Source organism: Rhizobium sp. Leaf306, assembly GCF_001423425.1.
Lineage (GTDB): Bacteria > Pseudomonadota > Alphaproteobacteria > Rhizobiales > Rhizobiaceae > Neorhizobium > Neorhizobium soli.
Genome location: NZ_LMNX01000003.1, coordinates 788,349 through 804,279, shown reverse-complemented (window position 1 = coordinate 804,279; position 15,931 = coordinate 788,349). Strand labels below are relative to the sequence as shown.

Genomic DNA, 15,931 nt, shown 5'->3' with positions numbered 1-15,931 from the left:
ATAGACAGGCGCGACGCCAATCGCGTTATGACAGACGCGAGGCGGAAGGTCGGATTCTTAGGGCACGCAGGGCGTTGAGGATGACGGCGATATCGATGATTTCCTGAAACAGTGCTCCTTGCACCGGCGTCAAATACCCCGCTGCGGCGAGGATCATCGCGCCTACCGATAGACCGATGCCCGCAAAAACACTCTGTAGCGCGATCCGTCGACAGGCGTGCGCAATCGCGATGCCCTCCACAATCCTGTCGAGCCTCTCGACCAACAGAACCGCATCGGCCGACTCGATGGCGGCAGCTGAGCCATGCGCACCCATGGCAAGTCCGATATTCGCTGCAGCAAGGGCAGGCGCGTCATTCACGCCATCGCCGATCATCATCACCGGCGCACGTGTCTTTTCATCCTTGACGATGTCGATCTTTTGGCCTGGCGAGAGGTTGGCTCTGACCTCATCGAAAGGCAGGCCGGCGGTGATTTGGCGTGCGACAATCGCGCGGTCACCCGTGGCCAGAATGATCCGCGTTACCCCAATTGCCTTGAAACCGTTCAACGCCGAAGCAGCTCCCGCCCTGAGTTGATCCGAAAACAACAAGATGCCGGCAAATTTCCCGTCGATCGCGACCGCTGCGGCGATGGTTCCTGGTGTGTGTGCGTCGTTGATTTCAACGCCGTAGGCCGAGGCGATGAAGTTGATGCCACCGATGGCAACCTTTCTGTCGCCAACCGTCCCGGCAATTCCTTCGCCGGGTTCCTCGCTCACCTGTTCCGGCGAAACAAGGCTCAAGTTCCGGGCATGCGCTGCATCAACCAGCGCCTTGGCTGCCACGTGGCTCGATGCTTGATCGAGCGAAGCGACGAGCCGCAGAAACTCGTCCTCCGGCCAAGATGTAGAAATTTCTCGCAGGGTCGGTCGGCCATCGGTCAGCGTCCCTGTCTTGTCGAGCACCAGCGTCCGGATCATGCTTAGCTCTTCAAGGATTTTTGCCCCCTTGATCAGAAGACCGGAGCTTGCCGCCCTTGAGACACCAGCAGCCCAAGCAATCGGTACGGCGAGGATGAGTGGGCAGGGTGTTGCGACCACGAGGACAGCGACGGACCTGACGGGATCCCCGGAAATCCACCAAGCCAGCAAAGCGATTGCGATTGTGACGGTCAGGAAGACCAACGCGTACCGGTCTGCCATGCGGGCCATCGGCGCCTTGCTCTGCTGGGCCGCCTCAACAAGCTTCAAGATGCCCGCATAGGTACTGTCGGAGGCTGCTTTTGTGGCGGTCATATTAAAGAGGTCACCGACATTGGCGGCCCCGCTCATGACGATATCGCCCGGGCGTTTCTTGGCAGGCAGCGGTTCGCCTGTCAGTGCGGACTCGTCAAGAACAGCCTCGCCGTCATTCACGGTTCCGTCGACCGGCACCAGATCGCCACGCCGAACAACAAGGCAGTCGCCAACCGCTATGGAATCGACCGACACTTCCTCCATCTGGCTTTCACGGCGCCTCGTTGCCACATGAGGTGCACGCGAAAGAAGCGCGGTCATCTCGCGTCGGGCTCTGCCCTCGGCGACATTCTCGAGATATTGACCGCCGGAATACATCAAGGCCACGATCGTCGCCGCAAGGTATTCGCCGAAAAGTAGGGCTCCGCCCATTGAGAGAAGCGCGATGACATCCAAACCGATTTCACCGGCGCCAATCCGCGCGATGATCTGGGCAACGAGGGCGACCATGACGAGGCCGGTCGCAAGCGCCAGCGATGTGACATAGAGATCCTGAAATCCGCCGTGCCAGGCGATCAATCCAATAGTCAGCCCTATGATCGGGGCCGCGACGAGAAGGGGCCGTAACGGCCGGAGCCAGTGTTCCAGGGGCATAGTCATCCTCGTCTTCAAGCGATTGCTGTTGAGGCAGGGGACCGTCACCGGGATCCGCTACCAGGGACCGACCGCATGATCAGGATTGCAATCTTAAGAGTGCGGTATTCCCAACCCCGGTTGCCGCCGAGACGATTTGCATAGGATCGACCGGGTCAGCGACGCGGGAACGTGCCGGGCGGACCAAGCCATGAACCACGAGAACCATCGGGCGCGCGACGGCCGTGAGGCCGTCAACGCGCCGGACGGAACGAGAGGCCCGACCGCAGCCGATGCCCCTAAGGTTCGGAGACTGTGCGTGACAGCCGCTCATCGGGCCATGAATATCGGAAAATCCGAAGATTCCAGCAAGGTTGCCGTCACACCGCCGAAGATACGTTCATGCAGCCGCGAATGGCCGTAGGCTCCCATGACGATCATGTCGCAGCCGGTTTCCAATGCATGCTGCGTGAGAATGTCCTCGGTTGCTCGGCCGCCGCTCGCCAGCTGTTCGACGACAACCTTGATGCCATGTCGTGAGAGAAATGCGGCAACGTCTGCGCCAGGCTCGCCCCCGTTTTTGAAGTAGGCACCATCCGGATCGACGAGAACGACATGCACGGCATCGGCTCGTTTTAGAATATCCAATGCATCCTTGGCGGCTGTTGCGGATTCCGCTCTGGAATTCCAGGCGAGAAGAACATTTTTGGGCGGAAAAGTGATGTTGCCCTTGGAAGGGATCAGCAGGATCGGCGTGCGGGCGTCAAAGGCTGCAGCCGAGACCACAAGACGTCGCAACCCTCTTTCGCGCCGGACGCTGTTGCCGAGAATGACGAGGTCGGCATACATGGCGCGCACGCCGATATTGCTCTGGAGAATGAAGTTGTCGTCGTAAAAGTGATCGATATCAAAGGAAATGGCGCTCTGGCTGCACAGCGCCTCGGCGGCCGTCTTGACGTTGACCAGCGCCTTTATCTCTTCCTGCCGTTGCTCAAGCCAGGCGGTCCCCACGGGATAGTCGGACGTGATCGGCTGCAACGCCGTGCCGATGACCATGATCGAAAGATGCGCGTTTGACTCAATTGTCAGCTCGATGGCCTTGGCAATATCGGCGTTGGCGCCGTGTTCACCGACGACAGCAAGAATAGTTTTGAACGACATGGTTGGCTCCATCCATTTCAGAGGTCTTGGATGAAGCAAGCCTAGAAGCCTCGGAAGAGATGGCGATGATCTTTGTCAATCGATGGGTACGAAAGCGCTTTCGGGAGACCGAACAGGACCATTATCTTCAGACCGGCCTCTTCGCACGCGCGTTGCCCGGACTGGGGCGCTCGAAGCGGTGATCGTTGATGAAGATCAAGGACGGCCCCAGCCGCGGGTTTAACCTCGCCCCAAAGAGGGAGAAAAGACCATGCAGACCGTGCGATCAATCATGACGGCAGATCCGATTTCTGTTCACCCAGACGCCAAGATCTGGGAGGCGGCCAACACCATGTTGGATTGCGGGTTCAGCGGTCTGCCCGTGATCGATAATGACGAGCAGGTGCTGGGCGTGATCAGTGAAAGCGATTTCCTGCGACGCGGGGAGCTTCGGTCGCAGGCTTCGCCCGGGATATGGCGTAGGCTGTTTTCGTCACGCGGTGCGTTGGCGGAGGATTACGCGAAAGCTTTCGGGAAAGAGGTGAGCGAAGTCATGTCCTCGCCGGCGATCACGGTCGAGCCATGGATAACCGTCGAAGATGCCGCGAACCTGATGGGCGATCGCGGCATCAAACGCCTGCCGGTTGTCGAAAATGAAAAGCTTGTCGGCATCGTCACGCGAGCCGACATCATGCGCACCCTGATCCGACAGATGTCAGCGTCCGCCGTCGATCGGATCGATGCGGATATCAAAGCCGGACTTGAGGCTGAATATGACCGGCAACGGTGGGGTGACACCATCACGGTGGCCGTCGACGCGACTGTGGTCACACTGGAAGGCAGGGTACTGGATGCACGCGAAAAGACGGCTGCGCGGGTCGCGGCTGAGAACACTCTGGGTGTCACCAAGGTGATCGATCAGATTCTGGTTGTCGGACTACCGGAAATGCCAGTCTCACCTCCAGGATTTTAAGCCGAACAGTGCCTGCGCAGGACGGACCGTACGAAATCGCTCGCGCATGATCGTCTTCGTTTTGAGGGGCGGTCGCCGCCTGCGCCGCCTATGTGGACAACCGAAAGGCGTCAGAAAGGGCGAACGTCGCGTCAGTGGTCCAGTGTCTCAACGCAGTTGGTTTCGAAAATCAGGCCGGCTACACCAGCAACGCTTTCTGCGACGACTTGCATGGCACGCCGTTGCGCAGGCGAGGGGACAGGGCCGAAGATTTCGACGATCGAATTCCTGACCTCAACTGTAAGTCGCTCTGGCTCGAGGCCGAGCTCCGAGCGCAGCCGCGTCAAAACTGCAAGCCGCAACGCGACATCTCCTTTTGCCACCGCATCGCGGTTTGCAGTCACGGCCCGTATGATATCGCTCCGACTGATGATCCCCACGAGCCTTTCCGACTGAAGAACGGGCAACCGTTTGATACCATGCGTCCTGACAAGCGCTGCAACATCCGCAAGCGATTGTTGTGGCGAGACGGAGATAACGTCCTTTGTCATGGAATCTGCCACGGTGGTGCCGTGCGCTCGCACGTAATTTTCGAAGAAACTATCGTCAGGATCTTTCGGTGGAGACTGTGGGCCGAGATTGAAAACGCTCCGACTCAAGAGATCGCCTTCCGTCAGCATCCCGACGACTTGACCATCGTCGCTGATCACCGGCAGACCGCTGACCTTGTGATCGAGCATCAGCTGGATCGCATGTTTGATACTCGTGTTCGCCGACACGCAGATCGGCCTCTGTGTCATGAAGTCCCTTACCAACATCAAACAATCCTCTCGCAGCTTTTGTTCACTTTGACAGATGCGATGCTGGAGACCTTTGATCTTGCGCAACGCAAGGCGCCCGAGACGCAGCCACCGCCGGAATTCACGCCGTCGCCCGTAACGCCGCCATAGGGCTGTCTAGAGATGCTGAAGCGCGTGTGCGCAGGATTGGCAGAACGGCGTGTGCGGGACGACGTCGAGACGTTGGTCGCTGATGGCATTGCCGCATTTGGCGCAGATACCGAAAGTGCCTTCCTTTACCCGGTGAAGGGCGGCCTCGATCGCCAGCAGCTCCGTTTGCCCCGCCTCGCCGAGCTCATCCAGAACCTCGTCGTTGTTGCGTTCGACCGCACGATCGTCGTCGTCGCGATTACGAGGTTGTTCAAAGTCATGCTCGATTTTTTCGAGGCGTGTTTGCAGATACTGCTGGCGTTGGAGGAGGATCGCCTTGAACTTCGTCTCGCGCTGCTGCCGCTGCTCAAATGAGAATGTCGTCATCGTGTCCCCGAGTTTTGAGTGTGAGACCGGATAGTCTTCCACTCGCAGGAAAGGGCATTGATCGTGGTCAAGGGGACTTGGTGCTTCCGCTCAAAGCAGCCCGAGCGTGATAGGTCGGGCTGCTTCGTTTGATGTCCGGCCTTTTATCCAACCGTCTTGGAGGTTTTCCATTTCCAGTCGCGAATTTCCGGCATGTCCTCGCCATGTTCGCGGACATAGCGTGTGTGTTCCGCCAGCTTGTCCTCAAGCATCGCGATCACGCTGCCTGCCTTGTCCTTCAAACCGGGTACGCGTTCGATCGCCTCTATCGCGAGATGGAAGCGATCGAGTTCGTTCAGCACCGTCATGTCGAATGGAGTTGTCGTCGTGCCTTCTTCGATGAAGCCTCGAACATGGATGTTCTGGTGGTTGGTGCGTTTGTAGGTCAGCCGGTGGATGAGGTAGGGGTAACCGTGATAGGCGAAGATCACCGGCCTGTCGGTGGTGAACAGACGATCGAACATCTCGTCTGAGAGACCATGGGGATGCTGGTCCTGCGATTGCAGGGCGAGCAGGTCGACGACATTGACGACGCGGATGCTGAGTTCCGGGATCGCGTCCCGCAGCAGGCAAACCGCCGCCAGCGTCTCGAGCGTCGGCACGTCACCGGCGCAGGCCATCACCACGTCGGGTTCGACCGCACCGTCCTCGTTGCCAGCCCAGTCCCAGATGCCGATGCCGGCCTCGCAATGCCGGATCGCTTCGTCCATAGTCAGCCATTGCGGTTCAGGCTGTTTGCCGGCAACGATCACGTTGACGCGGTCCCAGGTCTTCAGGCAGTGGTCGCCGATCCACAACAGAGTATTGGCGTCCGGCGGCAGGTAGATGCGCACGATATCCGCCTTCTTGTTGGCAACGAGATCGAGGAAGCCCGGGTCCTGGTGGGAAAAGCCGTTATGGTCCTGCCGCCAGACATGCGAGGTGAGCAGGTAGTTGAGCGAGGAGACGGGCTTGCGCCATGGCAGTTCACTGGACACTTTCAGCCACTTGGCGTGCTGGTTGAACATCGAATCGATGATGTGGATGAAGGCCTCGTAGCAGGAGAAGAGGCCATGCCTGCCGGTCAGCAGATAACCTTCCAGCCAGCCCTGGCAAAGATGCTCTGAAAGCACCTCCATCACACGGCCGTCACGGGACAGATGCACGTCGTAGGGCTCGATCTTCTCCATCCAGACGCGGTCGGTGACCTCAAAGACATTTCCGAGCCGGTTCGATTCCGTTTCGTCCGGGCCAAAGATGCGAAAGTTCGAATTCGCGTCGTTGCGCTTCATCACGTCGCGCAGATACTTCCCGAGGATCTCCGTCGTCTGCACCATGTCGGCGCCCCGCGTCTTTACGGGAACCGCGTAGTCGCGGATGTCGGGAACGATGAGTTCCTTGCGCAAAAGGCCGCCATTGGCGTGGGGGTTGGCACCCATGCGGCGTTCGCCGCCGGGCGATAGCGCCTGCAATTCCTCTTTCAGCCGGCCGTTGGCGTCGAACAGATCGTCCGGATGGTAGCTCCGCATCCAGTCCTCGAGGACCTTGCGATGCCCGTCGTCCTCACGGCAGCCGGAGACCGGCACTTGATGAGCGCGCCAGAAACCCTCGACCTTCTTGCCGTCGACTTCCTTTGGTCCCGTCCAGCCCTTGGGGCTGCGAAACACGATCATCGGCCAGCGTGGGAAGCCTTCCGACACCGCACCGTCGCGGGCTTCGGCCTGTATCGTGCGGATGCGATCGAAAACCGTCTCGAATGCCGCAGCCATCTGCCGGTGCATATCGGCAGGCTCATGGCCCTCCACGAAAAACGGTTCGTAGCCGTGTCCGCGGAAGAGGTGTTCGATGTCTTCGTCGGTCATGCGGCCGAGAAGCGTTGGGTTGGCGATCTTGTAGCCGTTCAGATGCAGGATCGGCAGCACCGCACCGTCGCGGGCGGGGTTCAGGAACTTGTTCGACTGCCAGCTTGCGGAAAGCGGTCCGGTCTCTGCCTCGCCATCGCCGACGACGCAGGCGACGATGAGGTTCGGATTGTCGAACGCTGCGCCATAGGCGTGCACCAGAGCGTAGCCGAGTTCGCCGCCTTCATGGATCGAGCCCGGGGTTTCCGGGGCCGCATGGCTCGGAATGCCGCCAGGGAAGGAAAACTGCCGGAACAGTTTCCGCATACCTTCGGCATCCTCGGAGATGTCCGGATAGATTTCGCTATAGGTGCCCTCGAGATAGGTGCTCGCCACCATGCCGGGACCGCCATGGCCGGGACCGCAGACATAGATCATGCTGAGATCGCGGTTGCGGATCATCCGGTTGAGATGCGAGTAGATGAAGTTGAGGCCGGGCGTCGTGCCCCAGTGGCCGAGCAACCGTGCCTTGATATGCTCCGGCTTCAAGGGCTCCTTCAACAGTGGGTTGTCGAGAAGATAAATCTGCCCGACTGAGAGATAGTTTGCCGCCCGCCAATAGCGGTCGATGAGCGTCAGCTCCTCGGTGCTGATCTCAGGCGTGACGGGCAGGTTGTTACGTAGCTGCATCTTCTTGCTCCTTCGAAAGGGCGAGTGATCGAAAATTACTGTCGTGACTGGGAGCGACGCCTCCGGGGTGCCGTCAGGTGGCGGGATTTTCCCCCGCGCGAAAAACGGACAGGCACTCCTCCGCGATCATCTGTTCTTCATCCGTAGCGATGACATGAAGGGCAACGCGGCTTGCCGCGGTGCTGATCGTGAGCGCGTTGTTTTGATTGGCCGAACCGTCCAGCTCTACGCCCAGCCACAAAAGCTGGTCTGCAATACGCCTGCGGATCTCCGGTTGGTTCTCGCCAATGCCGGCGGTGAAGACGAGGCCGTCGAGCCCGCCGAGCGTGGATGCAAGCCTCCCGACCTCGCCGGTGATCCTCAGTGTGAAGAGATCGATTGCCTCCCGCGCTTCTTCACTGTCGTTCTCCAGGAGCTCGCGCGTATCGCCGCTAAGGCCTGAAACACCCAGCAGGCCGGACTTGTGGTAGAGCATGTCCTCCACGTCTTCGACCGACTTGCCGAGCGGCCCCAGAAAATGCAGCAGCACACCGGGATCAAGCCAGCCGGGTCGCGTTGCCATCGGGATTCCGTCCAGCGTCGAAAAGCCCATGCTGGAATCGCGGCTGAGACCGTTTTCGATGGCGCAGAGGCTGGCGCCGCTTCCCAGATGGGCGATGATGACCTTGCCGTCCGCAATACCGGCCGCCTTGGCGGCCAGTGCACCGGCGACGTAGCGATAGGACAGTCCATGGAAGCCGTACCGCTTGATACCCTCGTCATGATAGGCGCGCGGAATTGCGAGACGCCGCACGAGGTCGGACTGTGTCGCATGGAAAGTCGTATCGAAGGAACCGGTCTGGAACAGATCAGGGCGCAGGTGCCGGACGGCTTCGATCATCCGTAGCGCCTGGGGCTGATGGAGTGGCGCAAGTGCCGTCAACGACCGAACCTTCGCAGCAGTCGCGGTCGTCAGTTCCACGGGACCGTCGAAGACGTCGCCGCCATGGACGATGCGGTGACCGGCGGAGGTGACGGCGTCGAGATCGAAATGGGCACTCAGTTCCCCGAACACCTTGTCCATCAGGCCGGCAAGATCGTCGCCGGAAGCGCCTTCCAGCGACAGTTCGAACTGCGCCGGACCTTCCTTCAGATGCAGCGACACGGGGTCGCTTGCAAAATCGACCACGGCTTTGCCGATCCGCTCAGGCCTTTCACCGTCCACTCTGAAGATGCCGATTTTCACGGATGAAGATCCGGCATTGAAGGTGAGGAGAAGCTTGTCCGTCATAAAGGCGTCCTTGTTTCACGTCCTCTTGCAGCCCGCGGCTCGACACGGCGCTGTAATGGCAATCATTCAGTAGTCCTGCGACCGCATGGCTGGGCTTTGGGGCCGCGTGTTCAAAACGGTCGTTCTCGGTGGCTCGCCTCCGGTAACTCTTTCACCCGGAATGGTGCGGCTCTCATTGATAAAGCGCAATGCAACGGGGCGTTGATCGTCGAGCCATTGTGGGTCAGGCGTTTGTGGCGCAGCGGATGTTGGCAGAGGTCCAGTTGAAGACCGTCGCCTGATTTCCGAGCAGGCATGCCTTCCAGGTTCATCGGGCGAATGGATAAGCACATCCTTGCGCTCTCCTTCGATCCTCACGCTACGCGCTGAAGAAGGCGCTTCAGCGTCCATATTGCGTCTTTCTTCACCCGCGCTGACCCTTCGACATCTGCAGTCGTTGCGTTGACCGCCGTCAATGCAGGCTCAGCCGGTCCACCAAAGATTAACGGTGCAATGGGGGGATGGAGATGGATGCGGACTATACGGTCAGTGCGCTTCGAGCCTCGGACGTTGCTCGTGCTTACGCAATCGTTCGGCATCTCTTTCCGAACATTGCTCTTGCCGAGTGGCAGGCAGCGACTTCCACAGAAGACCTCCGGAGAAATTGGCTTACTGTAATCGACCCGGCAGGGGTTGTCCGCGGGATTTCCCTGGTATTTGTCAGCCCGCAAAGTGGCTTGAGCAAACAGCTGGAAGTTCCTGTTCTCGCGTCCGTAAGTCTCCTCAATGAGCACAGCGTGGCAGGGCGCTTGTTGGAGTATGCGAAACGCCGCGCTGCAGAGGAAGGATGCAATCGCATCCACGTCTGGCCCGTCGCCAAAACCGACCACTGGCTTCTGGGCGACACCTCGACTTTCAAGGTACCGCGGGCCGGTTTAACGTATGACCTATCGCCCTCTAAGCAACCTTCGCCGCGCTGACGCGTGCGGCGAACATGTAGCCGACGCCCCGGATGGAGCGAATGATTTGCGGCTGTTTGGGGTCGATCTCCACCTTGCGCCGGATCCGGACGATTTGAGCGTCGATTGCCCGATCATAGGCATCGAGATGGCGCCCTTTTGTTTCCTCTAGCAAGAAATCTCGCGACAGCACGCGTCCTGGATGGGCCACAAAGGCAGCGAGGAGGTCGTATTCGCCTGTTGTCAGATGGATACCTTCGCCATCCGCTGATGACAGCTCGCGTCGCGTAAGGTTCAGAGCCCAGCGGTCGAAATGGACGATCTTGTCGGTCTCTTCCTGCTCGGGAGGTTGCACGTTTCGCCGGCGAAGAATGGCTTTCAGCCTGGCGTGCAGCTCCCTGAGGTTAAACGGCTTCGCGAGATAGTCGTCGGCGCCCATCTCAAGCCCGATGATCCGGTCCACAACGTCATTTCGACCGGTCAGCATGATGATCGGGGTATCGGACGCCGCTCGCACCTCCCGAACAAGATCAAAACCATCGGCCCCTCCGGGCAAAGAGACGTCCAGCAGGATGAGATCGACCTGTGTGTGCGCAAGTTGCAGGCGCATCTCCTCACCATCCTTGGCCTCGCTGGTTAAATAGCCCTCTTCGTTGAGATATCGCTTCAACATTTGAGTGATCCTCACATCATCATCGACGATGAGGATGTGAGCTGTCGCAGGATTTTGCCGCGCCATTATCCCCTCCTGTTACAATGTGTTACGCAATTCCATAGATTGTCACGGAAACAGCATCCGCCCGTCACGCCACGCGAGTCAACTGCGCGCATCGAGATTGGAGGCACGGTTATGCTCAGTACAACTCAGAATTATGAAAGTGGGACGACTGCTCTTCACGCAGTCCATCACCAAACCAGCCTTCACAGCCTGTTCTGCAAGCAGCCGTTTGAACATTTGACAGCGGGAAAAGCGCTTTTCTTTGAGAGCGACGATGCGGTCGATGTTTTCGAAATTCTCGAAGGTACGTTGAGAATTTTTCGGATCATCGCCGACGGACGGCGGGTGATTACCGGCTTCCTCTATCCAAACGATATCGTCGGCATCTCGCTTGGCGGGCGTTATCTCTACAGTGCCGAGGCGGTGACGTCTGTAACCCTGAGGCGATTGTCACGACGCCGGTTCGATGCAGCGGTGACCGAGAGTGATCACTTGCGCCCACAGCTCTTCGCTCTGGTCTCCGACGAGATGGCGGCAGCGCAGGATCAGATGGTGCTCCTGTCATCCAAGAACGCGGAGGAACGCCTTTGTTCCTTTCTGCTGGCGACACTCCGGCGCCAAGCGGCTTCCTCAGGCAACCGGACCACGCTGGAGCTTCCCATGGGGAGGCAGGACATAGCCGATTACCTTGGACTGACAATCGAAACAGTCTCGCGCACCATGACAAAGCTCATCGGCAAGGGTGCCATCCAAATCGACGGTGTGGCGGCTCGAAACGCGATAACGATCTGCCGTCCGGTTCTGCTTGCGCAGATGGCCGGAGATGAAGATGATCGTTCCCGCGAGCCCCGGTTAACGATCGTCCGCGGGGGACGGTCCCACTGAGCGTGCGATCATGGGAAAGCTATGTCATATAGAGGCAGTCGAGATGAGCTCGAACGACAGCTTTCTGCTGTTACAGGCTTGCTGGATGCGGCAAACATCATTGTTCACGGAACGGATGGTATCATCCGCAGCTGGACTGCAGGATGCGAAAACCTCTACGGATGGTCACGCATCGAGGCCGTTGGCCAAGAGGTTCACGAGCTTCTCGGCACGCAGTTCCCTGAATCTGTTGAAGAACAACGAAACCGGTTCTTGGCTGCGCAGTCTTGGAGCGGCGAAGTCATCCATCACCACAAGGATGGCCGCCCTCTCTTCATTGCGACCCACTGGGTTCTTCTGTCGCCGCTGGGCTCGGCCGAGCAGGTCGTGGTCCAGACAAACAACGATGTCACGGCGATGAAAGTGATGCAGGAAACCGTCGCCGAGCGCGAGGCCCACCAGCTTTCTATCCTGGATACCGTTCCTGACGGGATGGTCGTCATTGATGAAGCGGGCATCATTTCATCGTTCAGCGCGGCTGCGGAACGGCTGTTCGGATACAAGGCAGCAGAAGTCTGCGGACTGAATGTCAAGGTTTTGATGCCCGATCCCGACCGCGCGGCGCACGATAGCTACATTTCCAATTACCTGACGACCGGCGAACGGCGCATTATCGGATATGGCCGGGTTGTGACCGGACGACGCAAGGACGGCTCGACCTTTCCGATGGAGCTTTCGGTGGGCGAAGCAGCAACCCACAACAAGCGGATCTTTACGGGCTTCATCCGGGACCTGACGAGCCGACACAAGATCGAGGAAGAACTGCGCCAATCGCAGAAGATGGAGGCCATCGGCCAGCTGACTGGCGGTTTGGCTCATGATTTCAACAATCTCCTGACCGTGGTCAGCGGCAATCTGGAAATGATCGATAACAAGCTTGAGGATCCAAAGCTTCGAGTGCTTCTGCGTGAGGCGCAAAGCGCGGCAGATGACGGTGCCAAACTGACAAGCCAGCTTCTCGCATTCGGACGGCGTCAAAGCCTCAATCCGAGAACGGTGGATATAGGGCAACTCGTCGGCGGCTTTTCGGACCTGTTACGCAGAACCCTTGGAGAAGCCGTTGAGCTTCGCACGGTTATATCAGGCGCGGCCATCGAGGCTTCGGTCGACGGATCGCAGCTCCAGAATGCCATCCTGAATTTGGCGATAAATGCGCGCGACGCTATGCCAAAAGGCGGAAGGCTGACGATCGATATCTCCAGCGTCAAACTCGATGCTGACTACGCGAAAACCTATCCGTCGGTAAGGACTGGTGACTTTGTCTTGATCTCAGTAACGGACACGGGTTCGGGAATGACGGCCGAGGTTCGCGAGAAGGCTTTTGACCCGTTCTTCACAACGAAGGGCCTTGGTGCCGGGACAGGTCTGGGTTTGAGTATGGTCTACGGTTTTGCCAAGCAATCCGGTGGAAACATCCAGCTCTACAGCGAGCCCGGGCAGGGAACGAGCGTCCGGCTCTTTCTGCCTTCCGCCCGGTCAAAAGCTGACGAAGAGATCACGCATTTCGACACGGCAGAAACCGCTCCGTTGCCCCGAGGCCGGGAAAAGCTTTTGGTCGTCGAAGACGATCCGAGGGTGCGTCGAGTGGTGGTCGCACGGCTTGCAGACCTCGGCTACCAAATCATCGAAGCAGCAACTGGAATTCAGGCGCTCGAACTTCTCCAAAAGCACGATGACATCTCGCTCCTCTTTACCGACATCGTCATGCCAGGCGGCATGACAGGCAACGAGCTTGCGGATCAAGTGAGGATGGCAAAGCCGACGATAAAGGTTCTGTTCACGTCCGGATACGCCGAGCCAACCATCGCAGGTAAAAAACTGGCTCAGTCAGGACGATGGTTGCGGAAACCACATACTGCTCGGGAGCTCGCGACGGTCTTACGCGAACTTTTGGATTGACTCCCCTGAACACGGCGTCTGTTTTTCTTCTGCTTTCGCATACGCTTTGAATGATCGGTCTTTCACCCCGTGTAATTATATCCGTGACCGCAACGGCTCCCGCGGATGAAGCTTTCCACGGCGACCGGCACGGTGTTCGGGCCGTCCGGAACGGGACGTCGTGGCGGCTGGGTCTCTCTACCTGATGCAATCGCAAAACGCTTCGAGACCGCGTCATGGCAGCGGAGGCAGGCGTTGGGAAATGACCCTGAGCGCCTTCAGTTCAATGTCAGCTTCGGCCTCTAGTCGATCATCCTGACAACCGAAGGAATGAAACGGTGCGTGTGAAGCTGAAGTCCCCGCACCAGGCGATCTCGATGATCAAACCCAATGCCCCGTCGACGCTCACCATCCGATCGCCCCATGCGACGTCTGAGACAACCACGATGGAAGGATCACCAATGACAACGTCTAGACCTCTATCATTTTCCGTATCTCAACGCGTCCTGCACTGGCTTACCGCTGCGCTCGTCACTTTCAACCTCGTCCTGCCCGATGGCATGAGCGACTGGAACCGGAGTATGGAGCGAGACGGGATGGCCTCTGCCGACCAAGTGGCAAGTGCCAATATTCACGCCTATGTGGGCGTTTCTATTCTGGCTCTCGTCGTTCTTCGCCTGATCCTCCGCTTCACCCGTGGCGTTCCGGCATCCCCGCCGCAGGAACCCCCGATTTTTCGGATGGCTGCCACAGCCGCGCATGCCGCGCTCTACATTCTGCTCGTCGCAATGCCGCTGACTGGCATGGCTGCATACTATCTTGGCTACGGCAGTGCAGGGGAACTGCATGCCGATGTCCTCAAAGTCGCCTTATGGGTGCTGATCTCCGGCCATGTGCTGGGCGCTCTTGTCCACCAGTTCTATTGGAAAACAAATGTTCTGCGCAGGATGACGACTGGCTAGAAGGCTTCGCCGGCCGACACAGGTGACGCCGGCCCCGGCTCACGCCCTCGGATAGACTCGCCTCGTCAATCAAACGGCCGCTCGAGAGAGGACGACGGCTGCGTGAAGAAGGCGGGCCCCTCTTTGGTCATGTAGATGATGTCTTCCAGGCGGACGCCGCATTCCCCGTAGAGTGCCAACATCGGTTCGTCGGAAAACACCATGCCTGGAGCAAGAGGTGTCTTGTTGCCGCGAACGATGTAGGGGTCTTCGTGCATGTCCATGCCGAGCCCGTGTCCGGTCCGGTGCGGCAGGCCGGGAACCTGATAGTCGGGACCGTAGCCGGCATCGGTCAGCACCTTGCGGGCGGCAAAATCAACCTCTTCGCAGGCGATCCCGATCTTTGCCGCGTCAAAGGCGGCGCGATGGGCTTTCTGTTCGAGCGACCAGATCTCGCGCTGGCGTTCCGTCGGCTCTCCGAAGACATAAGTGCGGGTGATATCAGAGCAGTAGCGGTGGATATGCGCGCCGAGATCGATCAGCACCATGTCGCCCGCCTTCAGCGTCTGCGCGTAGGGAACGCCGTGCGGATAGGCGGTCGCTTCGCCGAACTGCGCAGCGGCAAAGATGTGTTTCATACCGAGCTTGGCATGCGCAGCGGCAATGAAATCGGTGACTTCCGTTGTCTTCACGCCCTCGTAGAGACCTTCCCAGACGGCCTTGTGAACACGAAGGCTCGCGGTCATCGCGGCCTGGATGATCGCGATCTCGTTCGCCGACTTGATCTGCCGGCACTGGGCAATCAAGTCCTTGGCGCCGGTAACCGTCAGGCGGTCGCCGAGATGCGTGGTGATCGGGCTGGAAAATGCGAATGGCGTCGCCGAATCGAAGGCCAGAATGTTCCCGTCTGCGGCAAGGCTGCAGATCAGGTCAGCGACCAAACGGGCCGGATCCTCATGCTCCTCCCAGACCGCGATCTCGCCGGGGATCGTGATTAGCGTCTGGGTCTTCGGCTCCTCGAAGGCGGGGCTGATATAGATCGGAGCGCCGCGCGAAGGGATGATCGCACCATGCATGCGTTCGCTCGCCCCGAGCGTCATGGCGGTAAAATAGGTGAGGCTCGTCGATGTATCGAGATAGACCGCCTTGACGCCTCCGTCGCGCATCAGCCCCTGCAGCTTGGCTATGCGCGCGTTCAGTTCCTCCTTCGAGATCGGCGGAACCGCGGCAGCAATATTGTCAAAACCGGCAAGCGACTGTTCGAACGATATGTAGGCAGGGGCACTCATGCTGGGACTTTCCTGAAAGCGCTGTTCGGCCGGCGGGGCCTACGCGAGGGGTGAGATCTTTGAGCGTGCGCAGTTGGCGTAGCGGTAGCGTTTGGCGATGAATATGCTGCTGGCGACGGTCGTCAAGACTTTCGTTCGAATTGCCGGACGGGCTGACGACGAGGAGA

Annotated in this window: 12 protein-coding genes; 4 read left to right on the top strand and 8 right to left on the bottom strand. The window is 59.0% G+C overall.

Translation table 11 applies throughout. From position 1 onward, the window contains the following. Positions 1-25 precede the first annotated feature (25 nt). Together ASG19_RS17055 and ASG19_RS17050 are read right to left on the bottom strand one after the other, a co-directional pair. Positions 26-1,876, bottom strand: coding sequence for a heavy metal translocating P-type ATPase (locus ASG19_RS17055; RefSeq protein WP_082476381.1), 1,851 nt, complete (start codon positions 1,874-1,876; stop codon positions 26-28). Positions 1,877-2,179: 303 nt separating this feature from the next. Then, on the bottom strand, positions 2,180-3,010 hold the full coding sequence (locus ASG19_RS17050; RefSeq protein ID WP_082476432.1) for a universal stress protein: 831 nt from the start codon (positions 3,008-3,010) through the stop codon (positions 2,180-2,182). Between the two features lie 250 nt (positions 3,011-3,260). Between ASG19_RS17050 and ASG19_RS17045 the strand changes: the two genes are divergently transcribed. Continuing rightward, entirely contained in the window at positions 3,261-3,962 is a 702-nt protein-coding gene (locus ASG19_RS17045) for a CBS domain-containing protein (RefSeq protein WP_062459941.1), read from the top strand. A 131-nt stretch (positions 3,963-4,093) separates the two neighbouring features. Here ASG19_RS17045 and ASG19_RS17040 read toward each other — a convergent pair whose 3' ends face one another. The 5 genes from ASG19_RS17040 to ASG19_RS17015 all read right to left on the bottom strand — a co-directional run bounded on the left by ASG19_RS17040 (position 4,094) and on the right by ASG19_RS17015 (position 10,753). Continuing rightward, positions 4,094-4,828 carry a CBS domain-containing protein gene (locus ASG19_RS17040; RefSeq protein ID WP_156466539.1) on the bottom strand — a complete coding sequence of 245 codons (735 nt, stop codon included), beginning with the start codon at positions 4,826-4,828 and terminating at the stop codon, positions 4,094-4,096. Between the two features lie 69 nt (positions 4,829-4,897). Further along, positions 4,898-5,257, bottom strand: a complete 360-nt coding sequence (locus ASG19_RS23590) for a TraR/DksA C4-type zinc finger protein (RefSeq protein ID WP_082476380.1) — start codon at positions 5,255-5,257, stop codon at positions 4,898-4,900. Between the two features lie 143 nt (positions 5,258-5,400). Beyond that, entirely contained in the window at positions 5,401-7,806 is a 2,406-nt protein-coding gene (locus ASG19_RS17030; RefSeq protein WP_062459935.1) for a phosphoketolase family protein, read from the bottom strand. A 73-nt stretch (positions 7,807-7,879) separates the two neighbouring features. Continuing rightward, positions 7,880-9,076: an acetate/propionate family kinase gene (locus tag ASG19_RS17025; protein ID WP_062459933.1), complete on the bottom strand. Its 1,197-nt coding sequence runs from the start codon at positions 9,074-9,076 to the stop codon at positions 7,880-7,882. A 936-nt stretch (positions 9,077-10,012) separates the two neighbouring features. Then, the gene (locus ASG19_RS17015; protein WP_062459930.1) at positions 10,013-10,753 is read right to left on the bottom strand and encodes a response regulator; all 741 of its coding nucleotides are present in this window, start codon (positions 10,751-10,753) and stop codon (positions 10,013-10,015) included. Positions 10,754-10,792: 39 nt separating this feature from the next. Between ASG19_RS17015 and ASG19_RS17010 the strand changes: the two genes are divergently transcribed. From ASG19_RS17010 to ASG19_RS17000, 3 genes are all read left to right on the top strand, one after another. Next, positions 10,793-11,617 (top strand): helix-turn-helix domain-containing protein, encoded by an 825-nt coding sequence (locus ASG19_RS17010; RefSeq protein WP_244473959.1) that lies wholly within the window; start codon positions 10,793-10,795, stop codon positions 11,615-11,617. Positions 11,618-11,638: 21 nt separating this feature from the next. Next, a complete protein-coding gene (locus tag ASG19_RS17005) occupies positions 11,639-13,555 on the top strand; it encodes a PAS domain-containing sensor histidine kinase (RefSeq protein WP_062459928.1) in 1,917 nt (638 codons plus the stop codon). A 440-nt stretch (positions 13,556-13,995) separates the two neighbouring features. Continuing rightward, entirely contained in the window at positions 13,996-14,496 is a 501-nt protein-coding gene (locus tag ASG19_RS17000) for a cytochrome b/b6 domain-containing protein (RefSeq protein WP_062460500.1), read from the top strand. 65 nt (positions 14,497-14,561) lie between these two features. On the opposite strand, the gene ASG19_RS16995 is transcribed toward ASG19_RS17000, so the two are convergent. Next, entirely contained in the window at positions 14,562-15,764 is a 1,203-nt protein-coding gene (locus ASG19_RS16995; RefSeq protein WP_062459925.1) for a Xaa-Pro peptidase family protein, read from the bottom strand. Between the last annotated feature and the right edge of the window lie 167 nt (positions 15,765-15,931).

Bases quoted from the DNA above. Each gene is read 5' to 3' on its own strand.
- ASG19_RS17005 (WP_062459928.1), top strand. From the start codon at position 11,639: ATGTCATATAGAGGCAGTCGAGATGAGCTCGAACGACAGCTTTCTGCT.
- ASG19_RS17050 (WP_082476432.1), bottom strand. From the start codon at position 3,010: ATGTCGTTCAAAACTATTCTTGCTGTCGTCGGTGAACACGGCGCCAAC.
- ASG19_RS23590 (WP_082476380.1), bottom strand. From the start codon at position 5,257: ATGACGACATTCTCATTTGAGCAGCGGCAGCAGCGCGAGACGAAGTTC.
- ASG19_RS17015 (WP_062459930.1), bottom strand. From the start codon at position 10,753: ATGGCGCGGCAAAATCCTGCGACAGCTCACATCCTCATCGTCGATGAT.
- ASG19_RS17045 (WP_062459941.1), top strand. From the start codon at position 3,261: ATGCAGACCGTGCGATCAATCATGACGGCAGATCCGATTTCTGTTCAC.
- ASG19_RS17025 (WP_062459933.1), bottom strand. From the start codon at position 9,076: ATGACGGACAAGCTTCTCCTCACCTTCAATGCCGGATCTTCATCCGTG.
- ASG19_RS17030 (WP_062459935.1), bottom strand. From the start codon at position 7,806: ATGCAGCTACGTAACAACCTGCCCGTCACGCCTGAGATCAGCACCGAG.
- ASG19_RS16995 (WP_062459925.1), bottom strand. From the start codon at position 15,764: ATGAGTGCCCCTGCCTACATATCGTTCGAACAGTCGCTTGCCGGTTTT.
- ASG19_RS17055 (WP_082476381.1), bottom strand. From the start codon at position 1,876: ATGACTATGCCCCTGGAACACTGGCTCCGGCCGTTACGGCCCCTTCTC.
- ASG19_RS17000 (WP_062460500.1), top strand. From the start codon at position 13,996: ATGACAACGTCTAGACCTCTATCATTTTCCGTATCTCAACGCGTCCTG.